Here is a 16,847-nt window from a genome sequence, read left to right as displayed (position 1 = left end):
CTGGTCGTGGCCGTTTCGGGACGTGTTTGCTGCGGTCAGGTAACAAATTCATAACCGGAACCGGGCGATGTGAAATTTGTCGCCGCAGCCTGAATCAGGACATCTCGGCATAGCCGTCGGACTCCAACGCATAGACCGGATCGCCGTTCGTGTCGGAATAGCCCTGTTCCCGCAACGCGACCCGCTGATTCTTGAAGGTCGACGTCTGGGTCAACTCCGGGACCACTCGCAGGTACAGCGGCACCGCGTAGTGCGGGAGTCGGGCACGCAGCGCGGCGGCCAGCGCCGCTGGGTCGAAGGCGTCGTCGACGACGACGGCGGCCATGCCGGCGCGTCCGTCGGAGTCGGGGATCTGGACGCCGTAGACGACGGACTCGCTGATCCCGGCCACGGCGTTGAGTGCGGCCTCCACCTCGGTGGTCGCGACGTTCTCGCCCTTCCAGCGGAAGGTGTCGCCGAGACGGTCGACGAAGGCGATGTGGCGGAAGCCGCGGTCGACGACGAGGTCGCCGGAATTGAAGTACTGATCGCCCTTCCGCACCGCGTCGCGGACGATCTTCTTCTCGGTGGCGGCCGGGTCGGTGTAGCCGTCGATCCGGGCCAGCATGCTGATCTTGCCGAGCAGCAGTCCGGGTCGGCCCTTCGGGACCCTGATCACGCGGCCCTCGGCGTCGCGGCGGGGGAGCCCGGTGTCTTGATCGGCTTCGACGACCAGAAACGGGAGCGGGCAGAAGCCGACGGTCTTCGGCTGGTCCAGGATGTTGACGAAGCCGATGTTCGATTCGCTCGCCGCATAGAACTCCACCACGCGGTCGATGCCGAAACGGTCGACGAACTCGTCCCAGATCTCCGGACGGAGGCCGTTGCCCGCCGCCATGCGGATCCGGTGGGCGCGGTCGACGAGCTTGCGCAGTTGGGCGAGCAGGTAGCGGCAGAGTTCGCCGATGTAGCAGAACGCCGTCGCGTCGTTCGCGATCGCCTCGTCCCAGAACCGCGACGCCGAGAACTTCGGGCTCACAGCCAGGCAGGCGCCCGCGCCGATGGCGGTCGCGACGCTGATCGTGAGCGCGTTGTTGTGATAGAAGGGCAGCGTCACGAACAGGACGTCGTCCGGGCGCAACCGCAGGCCGAGGCCGAACCCGTTCATCGCCACCTGCCATCGCCCGTGGCTCATGATGCTGGCCTTGGGCCACCCGGTGGTCCCCGACGTGAAGATGTAATAGGCCGGATCGTCGGCCCGGATCTGTGCCGTCGCCGCCGGATTCTCGTCGACGCCGGGGTCCTGGGCGGCGAGGGCGACACCGGTGTCGTCGAGATCGGCGAAGCGGAGCGGGAGTGTCGCGATGGTCTCGTCGACGCCGTCGAGCAGGGCGGCGGACTCGTCGTCGTGCACCACCACCAGCGCCGTGTCATCGCGCAGCGCGGCGGTCAGCACGCCGAAACTGTGGTTCAACGCGTCGCCGGTCTGGTTGTAGTTGATCATTCCGGTGATCGCGCCCAGTTTCACGATCGCCAGCATGGCGATGACGCATTCGGGACTGTTGTGCGCGACCACCGCGACGACGTCGCCGCGCCGGACGCCACGTTCGGCGAGCACGGCGGCCCACCGGTTGGCGCGGCGATTGCACTCGTCGTAGGTGATGACGCGCTCGCGCACGCGCAGGAACGGGCTGTCGGGGTGCTTGGCTGCGGCGTCGGCGAACGCCTTCCCGATGCTCCACCGCCGCTGTGGGTTCAGATGAAGCAGTGACGGTCGCTGCCGCGCGATCAGCGGCAGGTCCTTGACGAGGCCGACCGTACCCTTCGCCAACGACGTCCAGGTGACGGTGCCCGCGGGCGCCGACTCGGTTGCCGATCCTGTGTTCAAAGCTCTTCCTGACACCACGTGACCCACCCCGATTGGAACGAATTTACAGATCTGTGTCAGTCAGTATTGCAGGACTCCACTCGAGATGCGAGTGGCATGAGTCACGCGCGGGAGGGTCATGATCAACCGGTTCGTCCCGATTCCTGCGACGCCGGTTCACGGGTAGTCTCTGGCGTGAACGTGCCCCTGTGCGATGGGACACATCGGATTCGGCGGACACCGTGGTCCGCGGAGAGGTCGGTGCTCGTGTCGGAGAACGTCCAGGCAGACGCCATCGTCGTCGGAGCGGGGTTGGCGGGACTGGTCGCCACCTACGAGCTCACCCAGGCGGGCCGCAAGGTCATCGTCGTCGATCAGGAGAACCGGCAGAACCTCGGCGGACAGGCGTTCTGGTCGCTCGGGGGACTGTTCCTGGTGGACAGTCCGGAGCAGCGACGACTCGGCATCAAGGACTCACCGGAGCTGGCGCTGCAGGACTGGATGGGCTCGGCCGGCTTCGACCGCGACGACGAGGACTACTGGCCGCGGCAGTGGGCGCGCGCGTATGTGGAGTTCGCGTCCACCATCAAGCGGCAGTATCTGCACGACCTCGGGCTCCGATTCACCCCGGTCGTCGGGTGGGCGGAGCGCGGCGGCGGGTTCGCCGACGGACACGGCAACTCCGTGCCGCGCTTCCACCTCACCTGGGGCACCGGCCCCGAGGTGATGCGCGTCTTCGCTGAACCGGTGCTCGACGCCGAGAAGCGCGGTCTGGTGACCTTCGCGTTCCGACACCGCGTCGACGAGCTGATCGTGTCCGACGGCGCCGCGGTCGGCGTGCGCGGCCGGGTGCTGGAACCGACGGACGCGGAGCGCGGAGTGCCGTCGTCGCGCGTCGAGGTGAAGGACTTCGAGCTCCACGGCGGCGCCGTGATCGTCACCTCCGGGGGCATCGGGCACAACCACGATCTGGTGCGGGAGAACTGGCCGACCGATCGGCTCGGTCCCGCGCCGAAGTTCATGATCGCCGGCGTTCCGGACTACGTGGACGGCCGGATGCTCGGCATCACCGAGGCCGCGGGCGGCAACATCGTCAACCGCGACCGGATGTGGCACTACACCGAGGGCATCCAGAACTGGGACCCCGTCTGGAACGACCACGCCATCCGCATCATCCCCGGACCGTCGTCCCTGTGGCTCGACGCCGACGGCAACCGGCTGCCTGCGCCCAACTTCCCCGGATACGACACCAACGCGACGATGAAGGCGATCCTCGACACCGGGTACGACTACTCGTGGTTCGTGCTCACGAAGTCGATCATCGAGAAGGAGTTCGCGCTGTCCGGGTCGGAGCAGAACCCGGACATCACCGAGAAGTCGTTGAAGACGGCGGCGAAGAGTCGCCTGGCGAAGGGGATGCCGGGGCCCGTCGAGGCGTTCACCAAGCACGGCGTGGACTTCGTGGTGCGCGACAACCTCGCCGACCTCGTCGCCGGGATGAACGAGATCGGTCGCGGCGGGCACATCGACCTGCAGTCCCTGGAGCGGACCATCTCCGCACGCGACAGTCAGGTCGACAACGCCTACAGCAAGGACGCGCAGTTGATGGCGGTTCACAACGCACGTGCCTACCTCGGCGACAAGGTGGTGCGGGTGGCCAAGCCGCACAAACTCCTCGACCCCGCGCACGGTCCGCTCATCGCCGTGCGTCTGAACATCCTCACCCGCAAGACTCTCGGCGGGCTCGAGACCAACCTCGACTCGCAGGTGATGCACCCCGACGGCACGGCGTTCGACGGCCTGTACGCCGCGGGCGAGGTCGCAGGCTTCGGCGGCGGCGGCGTCCACGGCTACAACGCACTGGAGGGCACGTTCCTCGGCGGCTGCATCTTCTCCGGTCGCGCCGCGGGGCGGGCGGTCGCGAAGCGGGGCTGAGCGGCCTCCACCGCCTCGCTCACTCCTCCCGGCGATACCGATCGAAGTCGGGCATCGGCCGGGTGGGGTCGGTGACGTAGGGGCTGAAACCGTCCGACGGCGCGCGGAAGGCCTCGGTGTCGGTCACGTCGGCGGGACTCTCGGCCCCCTGCTGCGGACGTGCGTAGGGCGACGGGAAGGCCTCGGTCGGTGGCTCCTGCCAGGCGCTCTGCCCGCCGTCGGGCGTCTCGTACGCGGGGATGGCCTGGGTCGAGGAGTCGTCGGGCAGCGGGGGCAGGACCGTGGTGTCCTCGGCCGCGACCTGCTCGTAGGGGGCCGCCGCGGCGGTCGCCGGGAAGACGGTGGTCTGCTCGGGCTCGGCCGCATCGCTGCCGTCGCCACCGTTCGGCGTGGGTCCGACGGCGGGTTCGGTGTCGGTGGGCTCGGGATCGTCCTTGTCGCGTCGGCGGCCCAACCAGACCAGAACGGCCCAGGCCAGCAGCAGGACGACGCCCAGAATGCCGAGGATGATCGGCACGATCACACCCCCGAGCCGCAGTTGACCGAGGTACTTGTCGGCGCGCTCAGCCTGCTGGGAAACGGTCTGGTCGTCCCAGGCGAACTTCCCCTTCAACGCGGTCAGCTGGTACTTCGCGACGGCGGCGGGCACGTCGTCGGACTGATCGGGCGACCGGAAGTACTGCTCCTGCTCCTCCTCGCCGAAGATGATGGTGCCGGTGGTGGGCTCCACGTACACGTTGCGCACGGCCTTGCCGTAGCGGTGCATCGTGATGATGTCGCTGGACTTCACGCCCTTGCCGCGGATGCCCCACCATTTGGCGGGCATGTTCAAGATGGTGCCCGTCGTGGCCTCGCCCTGCGGGTTCGGCAGGTCGGAGAGGTCGCGCTCGGGAACGTCGGCGCGGAAGTGATAGGTCTTGACGCCGTTGATCGTCTTCTCGTCGACGAATTTGGCGATCGCGTCCTGGCGCGTGGTGGTGTCGTAGTAGTAATAGTCACGCTTGGTGACGTCGAAGCCGAACTTGTACTGGAAGCCCTGGCGGTCGTCGATCTTCACCGATCCGTCCTCGACGTTGCCGCCCTCCGGGACCGCGTCCACCTGCAACGAGCTAACCGCGCCGTTCGGGGCGGCGGTCTTGCGGCTCACCGACACCCGGTCGACGGTCGCGTTCAGCAGGCCGTCGTCGCATTTGCGCTCGCCGTCGGCCCCAGCCATCGAGGGCTCGCTCTCCTTGCCCTTGGCGTCGCGGGTCCGGTCGATCTGCAGGGTCTGCCCCGACTGGAGCGTGGCCTGATCGGCGTTGGAGGGATCGATGATGACCGAACGGCGCTGCTGCGTCAGGTGCACGTCGAGGGTCGCGGCCCTCGACGCGGTGATGGAGCAGCGATCGAGGATGGTGGCCGGAAACCGGTTCCCGGCGTCGCCGTCGTCCGGAACGCTGGTCGCGACCGAGGTGATGTCGAGGTCGAGCGGGACCACCTTCAGCTTCGGCACCAGGTACGTCGGCACGGCGATGGCTGCGGCGATGCACGCGACGCCGAGGAAGGCGAGCAGTGCCAGCGCGGCGCGTTTCATATCCGGTGGTCTCCTAGTCAGATCGGGTGCGGTCGGTCGTGCGGCGGTCAGTCGGTGCGCGTACCACGAGGCGCGGAGCCTCGGGCGCGGCGATCACGTTCAGCCTCTTTCATGATCCCCGCCATGTAGCCGTAGATCTCCCGATCGGAGATCGCCTTCCAGCGCGGAGCCAGCAGCTTCATGTACTTCTCTACATACAACAGTTGTTTGCCGACGAGCACCAACTCCCGGGGAAGTCGCGCGTCGTGGGCTTTCGCCACGGCAGCGAGCTGTCGGCCCAGGTCGGTGTACGACATCGCGGCCATCTCGGTCGTCGACAGTGGCGTCGTCAGATTCTTCAGATCCGCGCCGCCCTTCGCCGTGGACCCCGGCTTGTGCACGGCGCCGAGCAGGAAGATGGCACGGCCCGCCGCGTCGTAGTCCTGTTTCACGATCAGATCGACGACGAGTTGCCGCAGGATGCGTCGAGTGCGGGTGTCGAAGCGTCCGACGATCCCGAAGTCGATCATGACCAGGGTGCCGTCGGCGTCGACGAGCACGTTGCCCGCGTGCAGGTCGCCGTGGAACACGCCGCCGTGGAACGCCGAGTCGAGCAGCGACAACAGCAGGTTGCGGCAGAGCGCCTCGCCGTCGTGCCCGGCGGCGCGGACGGCGCGCACGTCGTCGATCCGGGTGGCGTGGATCCGCTCCATCGTCATGACGCGCGCGGTGGTGAGGTCGTCGTACACGGCCGGGACCCGGACCCGGTCGCCGAACGGTCCCTGTTGCAGACACGCGAACCACTCGGCCATGCTGGCGGCCTCATTGCGGAAGTCCAGCTCGGAGTCGAGCCCGTCGGCGAAGTCGCGAGCCACATGGCGCGCGCTGAGCATGCGGCCGTATTCGGAGATCTCGATGAGTCCGGCGAGGCGCTCCAGGATGGCGACGTCGGGCGCCAGTCGGTCGGCGATCCCGGGGCGCTGGATCTTGACGACCACGTCCTCGCCGGAGTGGAGGGTGGCGGTGTGGACCTGCGCGATGGACGCCGATGCGATCGGCGTCGCGTCGAACTCGGCGAACACCTCCTCGGGTGGACCGCCCAGCTCTTCGGTGAAGATCCGGCGAATGGCCGCGGGGTCGGCGGGCGCGACGCGATCCAGGAGGGTCTCGAACTCGTCGGCCATCGTGGTGCCGAAGACGCCGGGGCTGGACGCGATCAACTGGCCGAACTTCACATACGTGGGGCCGAGCTGCTCGAAGGTGCGGCGCACCTCATGAGCGACGTCAGCGGTTCCCGGCGGTCGACCCTGCAGCAGTCCGGCGGCCGACGTCGTCACCAGGCGCCCGGTCCCGAATGCGGCGTGGCCGGCCATTCTGGCGAATCGGGTGACCTCGGAGAGTGCAGACACCTTGGGTAGGCGGTCGCGGACCGCTGCTGTCTCTTCGCCCCTGTTGGTCATCACCATTCGGCATTGTAGTGGACTGCCTTTCCTCGGGCCGAGTCCTCGGCGTACGCTCGACGTCACGTTTTCGATTGGTAGTCGATAACCAGTGGGAGTAGTCATGAGCGAGATGATCCGCAGCGATCTCGTCGTCGTCGGCGCCGGCGTCGCGGGACTGACCGCGGCGCTGGTCGCTGCGAGCGGCGGCCGATCGGTCACCGTGTTGACCAAGGGGCGGGCGTGCGAACCGTCGGGCGTCGAGCACTCGACGTCGACGTTCTACGCTCAGGGCGGCATCGCGGTGGTGGAGCCGGACAACCCCGAGGACTCGGTGGCGCTGCACCTCGCCGACACCCTCGCCGCGGGGGCCGGACTCACCGATGCGCTCGCGACCGAACCGATCCTGGCCGACGGCTGGGAGGCGATTGCGCAGCTCATCGACTGGGGTGCGGAGTTCGACGCCGGCCCCGACGGGCGCTTCCTCCGCACCAGGGAGGGCGGGCACAGCGTCCGCCGGATCCTCCACGCGGGCGGCGACGCCACCGGCGCACGAGTGCAGCAGGCCCTCGCCGCGGCGATCGCGGCGGCGCCGATCCGCGTGCTCGATCACGCGGTCGCCACCCGGCTCCTGACGGTCGACGGACGTGCAGTCGGGGTGGAGTACGTCCGCGGGGCCGACCGCGGCACGGTGGCCGCGTCGGCGGTTCTGCTGGCGACCGGCGGCCTCGGTCACGTGTACTCGGCCACCACCAATCCGTCGGGGTCCACCGGCGACGGCATCGCACTCGCCCTGCGCGCGGGCGCCGAGGTGGCCGACCTCGAGTTCGTCCAGTTCCACCCGACCATGCTGTACGTGCCCGGGGCGCGGGGGCGCCGCACGCTGGTGAGCGAGGCGGTCCGCGGAGAGGGCGGCGTCCTCGTCGATGTCGACGGTCGCTCGGTGACCGACGGGGTCCACCCGCTCGGCGACCTGGCGCCGCGTGATGTGGTGGCGCGTGCGGTCACCGCCGCCATGCGCAGGACCGGGGCTCCGCACGTCTGGCTGGACATCTCCCCGGTCTCCGACTTCGAGCGGCGATTCCCGACCGTCACCGCGGGCGTCCGCGCGTCCGGACTCGGGATCGACGCCCACCGGCTCCCGGTGGTCCCCGGCGCCCACTACCTGTGCGGCGGCGTGGTGACCGACGGAGACGGTCGGACCAGCGTTCCCGGCCTGTACGCCGCGGGCGAGTCGGCCCGGACCGGACTGCACGGCGCCAACCGGTTGGCGTCGAACAGCCTGCTCGAGGGACTGGTGATGGGACGGGCCACCGCTCGGGCGTCGGCCTCCGAGCCCGCGGTCGCTCTCGTTGCCGTGCCGACTCCGGACACGCCCGGCCAGGCGGTTCTTCCGGCGTGCGATCGCACACTTCTGCAGGACGCGATGTCGGCCGAGGTCGCGCTGGACCGCACGGCCGCCGGGCTCGCCGAGGTGGCGGCACTGCTGGAGACAGCGCCCCCGCGCGCCGTGGCGACCGTCGCCGACATCGAGGACGCGAACCTCACGCTCACCGCACGGGCGGTCGTGGCGGCGGCACAGGCGCGTGAAGAATCGCGAGGCTGTCACTATCGTGCCGACTTCCCACAGACCGACGAGGTGGGCGTGCCGCGTCGAATCCGTTATGCGGACGGACAATTCGTTGCCGCGGTCCCGGTCGGCTGACGACGCGGGCCGACGGGCTCTGGCCCCTGTCGGGGGTCCTCCGTACACTCGTCGCCACAGGGGTCCCCGTGGAAAGGTGATGTTGCGATGCGCAGTGGCGGTTGCTGGTCGTCGGTCGTCGCCTCTCCGCAGGAACGTGTCGCACTCGCGCTGACTCCCGACCACGACTGGCTCGTCGCCTGCGTGCTTCCCGCAGGTCACGACGGCGCGCACGGGTCGGACGGCGCTCAGAAGCATGAGGGCCGACGCCGCTGGCTGCTGTGGGGCGACTACGCACGCGGTGCACAGAATCTCGCCGACGAGGTCGAGTGTTCAGCCGAAGCGCTCGACGGCGCACCGTGCGTGTTCTTCGGCGGACACGGCGGCCCGCATCGATACGCGGAGCCGGTGGGACAGGATTTCCCCGCGCACGGCTTCCCTGCGCAGGCGGCGCCGTCGTCTCGCCCCGTCGGAGACCGCGGACGCCATGAGCGCACGGCGCCGCTGCCATCCGACGAGCAACAGGCCGCCGCGCCGCAACCGTCCACGCCCGCGGTGCCGCCGCCGTGGATGCCTGCTGCCCGGCGTGCACCGGGTGCCGAGACTCCGCAGGCGGGCCGCGTCGCACCGCGGGAACCGCAGCCGCTCATTCCGCCGCTGCCGCCGGAAGACGAATCGATCAGTGTCTCGTCGCTGGATGCGCTCTTCGCGGGGATGCCGTCGCTGAAGGATCTGCCGCACACCGAGCTTCTGGCGTTCCCGGAGGGCAGCTTCCGCAGCGCGGCGCCGTCCTGGCCGGATTCGCGCGGCGCGTACGTGGCGCAGCATCATGCGGCGGGCCCGGTGGAGCCCGAACTGCTGGTGTCCGGACCCGACCGGTTCGAGCCCGCGCAGGCGGCCGACGAGGAGATCATCGACGTCGAGGAGGTCCCGGATCCGGGGCGCGGTCGTCGGCGCAGGGACCGTCGGGAGCCTGCGACGTCGTCGGGTCGCCACGGCGTCGCCAGCGGCCCCGCGGAGCCTGTCGAGGCCGCGGACTCGCATGAGTCGCCGTGGCTCCAGGTGCGGCCGGGAGCAGCGTCGGTCCTCACCACTCCGATGGTCGAAGTGATCTCGTCGAACGGGGATCCGGTCCGCATGGGCGTGCCGACGGCGCGTCGACGGCTGGCGGACGGCGGTGATCTCGCGGCGGTGACCGCGGCCGTGGAGGATGCGGCGGACCGCCTGCAGGGACTGCCCGAAGCCGACGGCGACGGCGAGGTGTCGGCCGCGCTGCACGATGTGGGGCAGGCGCTCGCCCGGCTGTCGGAGATTCTCCGGTCTCGGTGACCGGGCCTGTCGATCCTAATACCCCCTAGGGGTAGACGGCGCATCATTTTCGGCGTATTGTGAATATACCCATTGGGGGTATATAGGAGGCGTCATGACCAGTGTGGACACGACCGGGGAGCGCGGTCACGAGGGACACGGCCACGCCGGGCACGGCTACTTGGCGGAGAAGGACAAGTTCATTCGCCGACTCAAGTTGATCGAGGGGCAGGCTCGCGGGCTGCAGCGCATGGTCGACGAAGAGGCCTACTGCATCGACATCCTCACCCAGGTGTCCGCGATGACGAAGGCCCTCGAGTCTGTCGGTCTCGGGCTGCTGCACGACCATATGAATCACTGCGTCGTCGAGGCTGCGCGTGAGAGCGACGAGGCCGCGAATGCGAAGGTCGACGAGGCGATGAAGGCCATCACACGCCTCGTCAAGTCCTGATCTCCCGGTCGTCGGAATAGCTGCCGATTGCTGTTTCTCGTGATCTGCTGAATTCGCCTGCTGCGAAGGTATTCGCCGCCACATGACCGGCGGGCGAAAGGGTGGAAAATACTTAGGCATCCCGTACCTAATGATGCTTTGGTGAACCTTTCCTTGCTGGTAGAGGCCATTTTTTAGGCCTACTGTGGAACACGTGCGACGAAGGTTTCGTCGGTGAATTCATGGCAGGGGAGCTAGCAATGAAGATGAACGAAGAACTTGAAGTCGAATTCGGTAAGCAGATCACTCGGGAGTTCGGTTCGGCCATGCTGTACCGCCAGCTCGCCGTTGAGCTGGAATTGCGCGATCTGCCCGGAATGGCGTCGTGGATGCGGGCGCATTCGACCGAGGAGCTCGGTCATGCCGACCGACTGATCGACCACCTGGTCGCTCGCGACAATCGTCCGGTGATCGGCGACGTCGTCGTGCCGTCGATCAAGGCCGACACCGTCACCGAACTGTTCGAGATCGCGCTCGACGCTGAGCGGGAGATCTCCGAGGCCATCCGCGGTCTGTACCGTCTGGCTCAAGAGCAGGGCGACATCGACTCGCGTCCGACCATCGACTGGTTCGTCAGCGAGCAGATCGAGGAGGAGGACGCGGTCAGCGAGATCGTCGGCCGCCTCAAGCTCGTCAACGAAGAGGGCCCGGGTCTGCTCCGGATCGACGCGGAGCTGGCTTCGGCCTGATCCACTCATCTGACGACTGCGGGCCGGCACCTTGGGTGTCGGCCCGCAGTCGTTGTCGGCGAGAGGATGACTCACTCTCTAGAACACGTTCTAGTTCTCGACTACGCTGTCGACCATGAGTGGACTGGATCTCCCCGACATCGTCAGCGCCTCCGACGTCACCGACTACAGCGACACCGTCGACGTGCTCGTGATCGGCGCGGGCATCGGCGGCTGCTGTGCCGCCGCCGAGGCCGCAGCGGCCGGCGCGTCCGTGCTTGTGCTGGAGCGCTCCGCAGCGGCGGGCGCGACCACCTGCATGGCGGGCGGACACTTCTATCTCGGCGGCGGCACCGCGGTGCAGCAGGCGACCGGTCACGACGACAGTCCCGAGGAGATGGCGAAGTACCTCACCGCGGTCTCGCTCGAACCCGAACCGGACAAGATCGCCGCGTACTGCAACGACAGCGTCGACCATTTCAATTGGCTCGAATCACTCGGATTCCAGTTCGAGCGCTCCTTCTATCCGGAGAAGGCCGTGATTCAGCCGCAGACTCAGGGGCTGATGTACACGGGCAATGAGAAGGTGTGGCCGTTCTGCGAACAGGCCGTGCCCGCGCCACGCGGTCACAAGGTGCCCGTGCCCGGCGACACCGGCGGTGCCGGCATGGTCATCGACCTCTTGGTGAAGCGGCTGGCCGATCTCGAGGTCGAGATCCGCTACGAGGTCGGCGCCCGGCAACTGGTGGTCGACGACGCGGGCGCCGTCGTCGGCGTCGCCTGGAAAGACGGACCGCGGTCGGGGTTCGTGAAGGCGTCGGCGGTCGTCATCGCCGCGGGCGGGTTCGTGATGAACCCCGACATGGTCGCGCAGTGGGTGCCGCAGCTCGCCGAGAAGCCCTTCACTCTCGGCAACACCTACGACGACGGCCTCGGCATCCGACTCGGCGCCTCGGTCGGCGCCGCCCTCAAACACATGGATCAGGCGTTCATCACGGCGCCGGTGTACCCGCCGTCGATCCTCCTCACCGGCCTGGCCGTCAATAAAGAGGCGCAGCGGTTCGTCGCAGAGGACTCGTATCACTCCCGCACCTCGGGATTCGTGATGGACCAGACCGACCATGCGGCCTACCTGATCGTCGACGAGGCGCACATGCAGCGACCCGAGTTCCCCCTCGCGCCCTTCATCGACGGGTGGGAGACGGTCGACGAGATGGCGGACGGGCTCGGGCTGGACCGGTCGGCACTGGCCGCGACCCTGGACCGGTACAACGAGTACGCCGCGAAGGGTGAGGACCCGGACTTCCACAAGAGCGCCGAGTTCCTGGCGCCGCAAGACACCGGACCGTGGGCGGCGTTCGACATGACCCTCGGAAAAGCGCTCTACGCAGGCTTCACAGTCGGCGGGATGGCGACGTCGGTCGACGGCGAAGTCCTCACCGAGGACGGCAGTCCGATCACCGGTCTGTACGCCGCCGGAGCCTGCGCCGCGAACCTCGCGCAAGACGGAAAAGGCTATTCCAGCGGCACGCAACTGGGTGAGGGGTCATACTTTGGACGTCGCGCTGGACGCCACGCCGCCGGGGCTGTCAAGAGTTAGAACCGACTTACTCGTCGGTACGTGACCTAACTAACCGGCACGGAGGGCGTTGCCTGTCGCGTGCTAAGTTCATGCCACGTTTTCCATCAGCAGGCTAGGTCTAATGACTCCTGCGGCGTGTCGCGCGAGTTCGATGAAGCACTGGCCGGCTCAGGCATGACGCCCCGTTCATCCCGGCGGGTTCTTTCCTGATGTCATTCAGCGCGGTGTCGAGGTCTCGGGCGCTGCGTTCTGTGAACAAGGTGAGGCTATGAGTGTGGGAGAGGCAGTGACATGCTGATCGGCATCCCCCGGGAATCTAAGGTGGGCGAGACTCTCGTCGCCGCGACTGGTAAGACGGTCGGTCAACTTCAATCGCTTGGTTACGACGTGATCGTCGAGGCTGGGGCTGGTGAGCGCGCGGAGCAGCCTGATGCTGCGTTCACTGATGCGGGTACGCGTATCGGTTCGTCTGAGCAGGTGTGGGGCGCCGATGTCGTTGTGAAGGTGAATGCGCCTTCTGATGAGGAGATCGCGCGTCTGCGTCGTGGTGCGGTGTTGATTTCGATGATGGCTCCGGGCCGTAATCCGGAGCTGTTGGAGAAGCTGCAGAACGCGGGCGTCACCGCGCTGGCGATGGACGCGGTGCCGCGTATCTCGCGTGCGCAGTCGATGGACGTGTTGTCGTCGATGGCCAATGTGGCGGGTTACCGCGCGGTGGTCGAGGCGGCGCATGAGTTCGGTCGGATGTTCACCGGTCAGGTGACGGCGGCGGGCAAGATTCCGCCGGCGCGGGTGTTCGTGGTGGGCGCCGGTGTGGCGGGTCTGGCTGCGATCGGTGCGGCGTCGGCGATGGGTGCGGTCGTGCGTGCGTTCGATGTGCGTCCGGAGGTGGCCGAGCAGGTCCAGTCGATGGGCGCGGAGTTCGTGCAGGTCGATTTCGAGGCGGAGAAGTCCGAGGACGGTTACGCCAAGGAGATGACGGCCGAGCAGGAGGCTGCGACGGCGTCGATGTATGACGAGGAGGCGCGCGGCGCCGACATCGTCATCACGACGGCGCAGATTCCGGGTCGTCCGGCACCGCGGCTGTTGACCGCGGAGACGGTGGCGGCGATGAAGCACGGTTCGGTGATCGTTGATATGGCGGCCTCGAGCGGTGGTAACGCTGCGGGTGCGGTGGCTGATGAGAAGGTCGTCACCGACAACGGTGTGACGATTCTGGGTTACACGGATCTGGCCGGGCGGTTGGCGGCGCAGACCTCGCAGTTGTACGGCACCAACATCGTCAATCTGGTGAAGTTGCTGACGCCGGAGAAGAACGGCGAGCTGACCCTGGACATGGACGACATCGTTCAGCGCGGTATCACGGTGACCCGTGATGGTGAGGGCATGTGGCCGCCGCCGCCGGTGCAGGTGTCGGCGGCTCCGAAGGCCGCTGCTGCGGAGCCGGCGCCGGTCGCCGAGCCCAAGGTTGCGATGTCGGCGGCGAAGAAGGTGGCGTTCGCGCTGGCCGGGATCATCATCTTCGGTGTGGTGGTGGCGTTTGCGCCGCCGCCGTTGCCGCAGCACTTCATGGTGTTGATGCTGGCGATCGTGATCGGTTACTACGTGATCGGCAATGTGGCGCATGCGTTGCACACGCCGTTGATGTCGGTGACGAATGCGATCTCGGGTGTGGTGATCGTCGGTGCGTTGTTGCAGTTGGCGACCGACAACGTCACGATTCAGGTGCTCGCGACGCTCGCGATCCTGGTCGCATCCATCAACGTCTTTGGTGGTTTCGCGGTGACTCGCCGCATGCTCGCCATGTTCAGCAAGGGGGCGTGATCACCCATGACCATTACTGCAGTCTCTATTGCGGCGTATGTCATCGCCTCACTGCTGTTCGTTCTCTCGCTCGCGGGTCTGTCGAAGCATGAGTCGGCCAAGAGTGGTTTGACCTACGGCATCGTCGGTATGGCGATCGCGTTGGTCGCCACCATCGCGGTGGTGCTCGAGCGGGTCTTCGATCTCGATGAGATCGATGTGAAGTTGATTCCGATCCTGCTGTTGTTCGGCGCCATCGTCATCGGTGCGCTGGTCGGTCTGTGGCAGGCGAAGATCGTCGAGATGACCGGCATGCCCGAGCTCATCGCGTTGCTGCACTCGTTCGTCGGTCTGGCGGCGGTGCTGATCGGCTGGAACGGCGCCATCGGTGGTTTCGACGGTTCCGATGTGGTCGACCCGGGTAAGAACCTGCGGTCGTTGACCAATATTCATGAGGCCGAGATCGCGATCGGCATCTTCATCGGTGCGGTGACCTTGACCGGTTCGATCGTGGCGAACTTGAAGTTGTCGGCGAAGATGAAGTCCGCGCCGTTGATGCTGCCGGGCAAGAACGTGATCAATGTCGGTTCGCTGGTGGTGTTCGCGGTCCTGACCGGTTTCTACGTGGCGATGGACACTCATGCCGATCAGACGGCGGCGTTCATTCTGTTGGGTGTCATCACGGCGTTGGCGTTGTTCCTGGGCTGGCATCTGGTGGCGTCGATCGGCGGCGGCGACATGCCGGTGGTCATCTCGATGCTGAACTCGTACTCCGGTTGGGCGGCGGCCGCGTCGGGCTTCCTGCTCGGTAACGATCTGTTGATCGTGACCGGTGCGCTGGTCGGTTCGTCGGGTGCGTACCTGAGTTACATCATGTGCCAGGCGATGAACCGGTCGTTCATCTCGGTGATCGCGGGTGGTTTCGGTATCGAGGCGCCCACGTCCGATGACACTGATTACGGTGAGCACCGGGAGATTCAGGCCGATGCGGCCGCTGAGTTGTTGGCGGGCGCCAAGTCGGTGGTCATCACGCCGGGTTACGGTATGGCTGTTGCGCAGGCGCAGTACCCGGTCGCTGATCTGACCGCGAAGCTGCGTGCCAAGGGCATCGATGTGCGGTTCGGTATTCACCCGGTCGCCGGTCGGCTGCCCGGGCACATGAACGTGCTGCTGGCCGAGGCCAAGTTGCCGTACGACATCGTGCTCGAGCTCGATGAGATCAACGACGACTTCGACGAGACCGACGTCGTGCTGGTCATCGGTGCCAACGACACGGTGAACCCGGCCGCTGCTGAGGACCCGGGCTCGCCGATCGCGGGCATGCCGGTGCTGGAGGTCTGGAACGCCAAGGACGTCATCGTCTTCAAGCGTTCGATGGCCGCCGGTTACGCCGGTGTGCAGAACCCGCTGTTCTTCCGCGAGAACACCCAGATGCTGTTCGGCGACGCCAAAGACCGCGTCGAAGACATCATCGCCGCGCTCTAAGAAGTCCACAACGACTCATGCCGTACTTTCGGCCCTCCCCGAGGGCTGGAAGTACGGCATGAGTGTTTTCCGGGGGGGGGGAGGGGGGAGTCGACGTACCTGGTCCGCATCCCGCTCGGGCCGCGCGGCATCGTGCTCAAAGTGCGCGACACCTGGCCCGGGCCGGCCAAGGTGTACTGCCACCGGGCCGAGGGCTGGCCCGAGGGCGCAGAGATCGTCGAGGCGCTGCCGGTGAAGTCGGTCAGCAGACGCGGGGCGGCGATCGATCTCGTCGTCGACCGCGCACGTCAGTCGCGGTCGCAGTTCGTCATCACGCGGGCACGCGGGCGGGGGATGATCTTCTGGCAGTCACGCCAGACGGCGAAACAGGCCAGACCGAACGTCGCCCTGCCGACGGCACGCGCTCACGGCGCGGTGCTCGACATTGTCGTGGACACCGGCGAACGCTATGCGTGGAAGTTCGGCCACCAGCAGGCCAACGTCGCCAAGCGCAAGCTGCGCGTGGGCGACTACGGCGTGTTCGTCGGCGACGAGTTGGTCGCCGGCATCGAACGCAAGAGCATGGCAGACCTCGCGTCCAGCCTGCTCGCAGGCAAACTCGACTATGCCCTCGCTGAGATGTCCGAACTGTTTCGCGCGGCGGTGGTCGTGGAGGCGCCGTACAGCCAGGTCTTCAAACAGGAGCACGCCGCGGGAGCATCGCTGGCCGAAGCCGTCGCCGAAGCGCAGATCCGGTTCCCGAAGGTTCCGATCGTCTTCTGTGACAACCGGAGTCTGGCGCAGGAGTGGTCGTACCGCTGGCTCGGTGCGGCGGTGCACGAATACTCGCAGCGGCTCGGGACCGACTCGGTGGTCGCGACCATCGCGGAGGGTCCCGCGGCCTCACCGGCCGAGATCCGTGCGTGGGCAGCGGCCCAGGGGCTCGCGGTGCCCGCACGCGGGCGGATCCCCGGCGCGATCCGCACGGCATGGGAGCAACGGAACGGCTGAGCCGAGGCCTCGTGCGCGTCGGCCCAACAGATGACGGTGTCGGTAGGCTCCCCTACCATTCT

Annotated in this window: 12 protein-coding genes; 9 read left to right on the top strand and 3 right to left on the bottom strand. The window is 67.3% G+C overall.

Annotation, left to right across the window (positions count from 1 at the left end; translation table 11 throughout):
• Positions 1-94: 94 nt before the first annotated feature.
• Positions 95-1,867, bottom strand: coding sequence for a long-chain-acyl-CoA synthetase (locus GH2_RS05530; RefSeq protein WP_066164080.1), 1,773 nt, complete (start codon positions 1,865-1,867; stop codon positions 95-97).
• A 246-nt stretch (positions 1,868-2,113) separates the two neighbouring features.
• Between GH2_RS05530 and GH2_RS05525 the strand changes: the two genes are divergently transcribed.
• The gene (locus GH2_RS05525; protein ID WP_066164359.1) at positions 2,114-3,781 is read left to right on the top strand and encodes an FAD-binding dehydrogenase; all 1,668 of its coding nucleotides are present in this window, start codon (positions 2,114-2,116) and stop codon (positions 3,779-3,781) included.
• A 19-nt stretch (positions 3,782-3,800) separates the two neighbouring features.
• On the opposite strand, the gene pgfA is transcribed toward GH2_RS05525, so the two are convergent.
• On the bottom strand, positions 3,801-5,357 hold the full coding sequence (gene pgfA, locus GH2_RS05520; protein WP_066164077.1) for a cell envelope lipid trafficking protein PgfA: 1,557 nt from the start codon (positions 5,355-5,357) through the stop codon (positions 3,801-3,803).
• Positions 5,358-5,404: 47 nt separating this feature from the next.
• Entirely contained in the window at positions 5,405-6,802 is a 1,398-nt protein-coding gene (locus GH2_RS05515) for an ABC1 kinase family protein (protein WP_372434376.1), read from the bottom strand.
• 97 nt (positions 6,803-6,899) lie between these two features.
• Here GH2_RS05515 and nadB point away from each other — a divergent pair, with 97 nt between their 5' ends.
• The 8 genes from nadB (at position 6,900) to GH2_RS05475 (ending at position 16,785) form a co-directional block, all read left to right on the top strand.
• On the top strand, positions 6,900-8,480 hold the full coding sequence (gene nadB / locus GH2_RS05510; RefSeq protein ID WP_066164074.1) for an L-aspartate oxidase: 1,581 nt from the start codon (positions 6,900-6,902) through the stop codon (positions 8,478-8,480).
• Positions 8,481-8,567: 87 nt separating this feature from the next.
• Entirely contained in the window at positions 8,568-9,788 is a 1,221-nt protein-coding gene (locus GH2_RS05505) for a hypothetical protein (RefSeq protein ID WP_066164071.1), read from the top strand.
• Between the two features lie 94 nt (positions 9,789-9,882).
• Positions 9,883-10,218, top strand: a complete 336-nt coding sequence (locus GH2_RS05500) for a metal-sensitive transcriptional regulator (RefSeq protein WP_066164068.1) — start codon at positions 9,883-9,885, stop codon at positions 10,216-10,218.
• A 245-nt stretch (positions 10,219-10,463) separates the two neighbouring features.
• Entirely contained in the window at positions 10,464-10,946 is a 483-nt protein-coding gene (locus GH2_RS05495) for a ferritin (RefSeq protein ID WP_084247339.1), read from the top strand.
• Positions 10,947-11,061: 115 nt separating this feature from the next.
• Entirely contained in the window at positions 11,062-12,525 is a 1,464-nt protein-coding gene (locus tag GH2_RS05490; RefSeq protein WP_066164063.1) for an FAD-binding protein, read from the top strand.
• Between the two features lie 273 nt (positions 12,526-12,798).
• A complete protein-coding gene (locus GH2_RS05485) occupies positions 12,799-14,331 on the top strand; it encodes a Re/Si-specific NAD(P)(+) transhydrogenase subunit alpha (RefSeq protein ID WP_066164061.1) in 1,533 nt (510 codons plus the stop codon).
• A gap of 6 nt (positions 14,332-14,337) precedes the next feature.
• Positions 14,338-15,795: a Re/Si-specific NAD(P)(+) transhydrogenase subunit beta gene (gene pntB / locus GH2_RS05480; RefSeq protein WP_066164058.1), complete on the top strand. Its 1,458-nt coding sequence runs from the start codon at positions 14,338-14,340 to the stop codon at positions 15,793-15,795.
• A 141-nt stretch (positions 15,796-15,936) separates the two neighbouring features.
• A complete protein-coding gene (locus GH2_RS05475; protein WP_244885310.1) occupies positions 15,937-16,785 on the top strand; it encodes an ERCC4 domain-containing protein in 849 nt (282 codons plus the stop codon).
• Positions 16,786-16,847: the final 62 nt, after the last annotated feature.

The sequence above is a fragment of the Gordonia hydrophobica NBRC 16057 genome (assembly GCF_001592365.1).
Classification (GTDB): domain Bacteria; phylum Actinomycetota; class Actinomycetes; order Mycobacteriales; family Mycobacteriaceae; genus Gordonia; species Gordonia hydrophobica.
The sequence above is the reverse complement of the archived record's forward strand: the minus strand, read 5'-3'. Positions and strand labels throughout refer to the sequence as shown.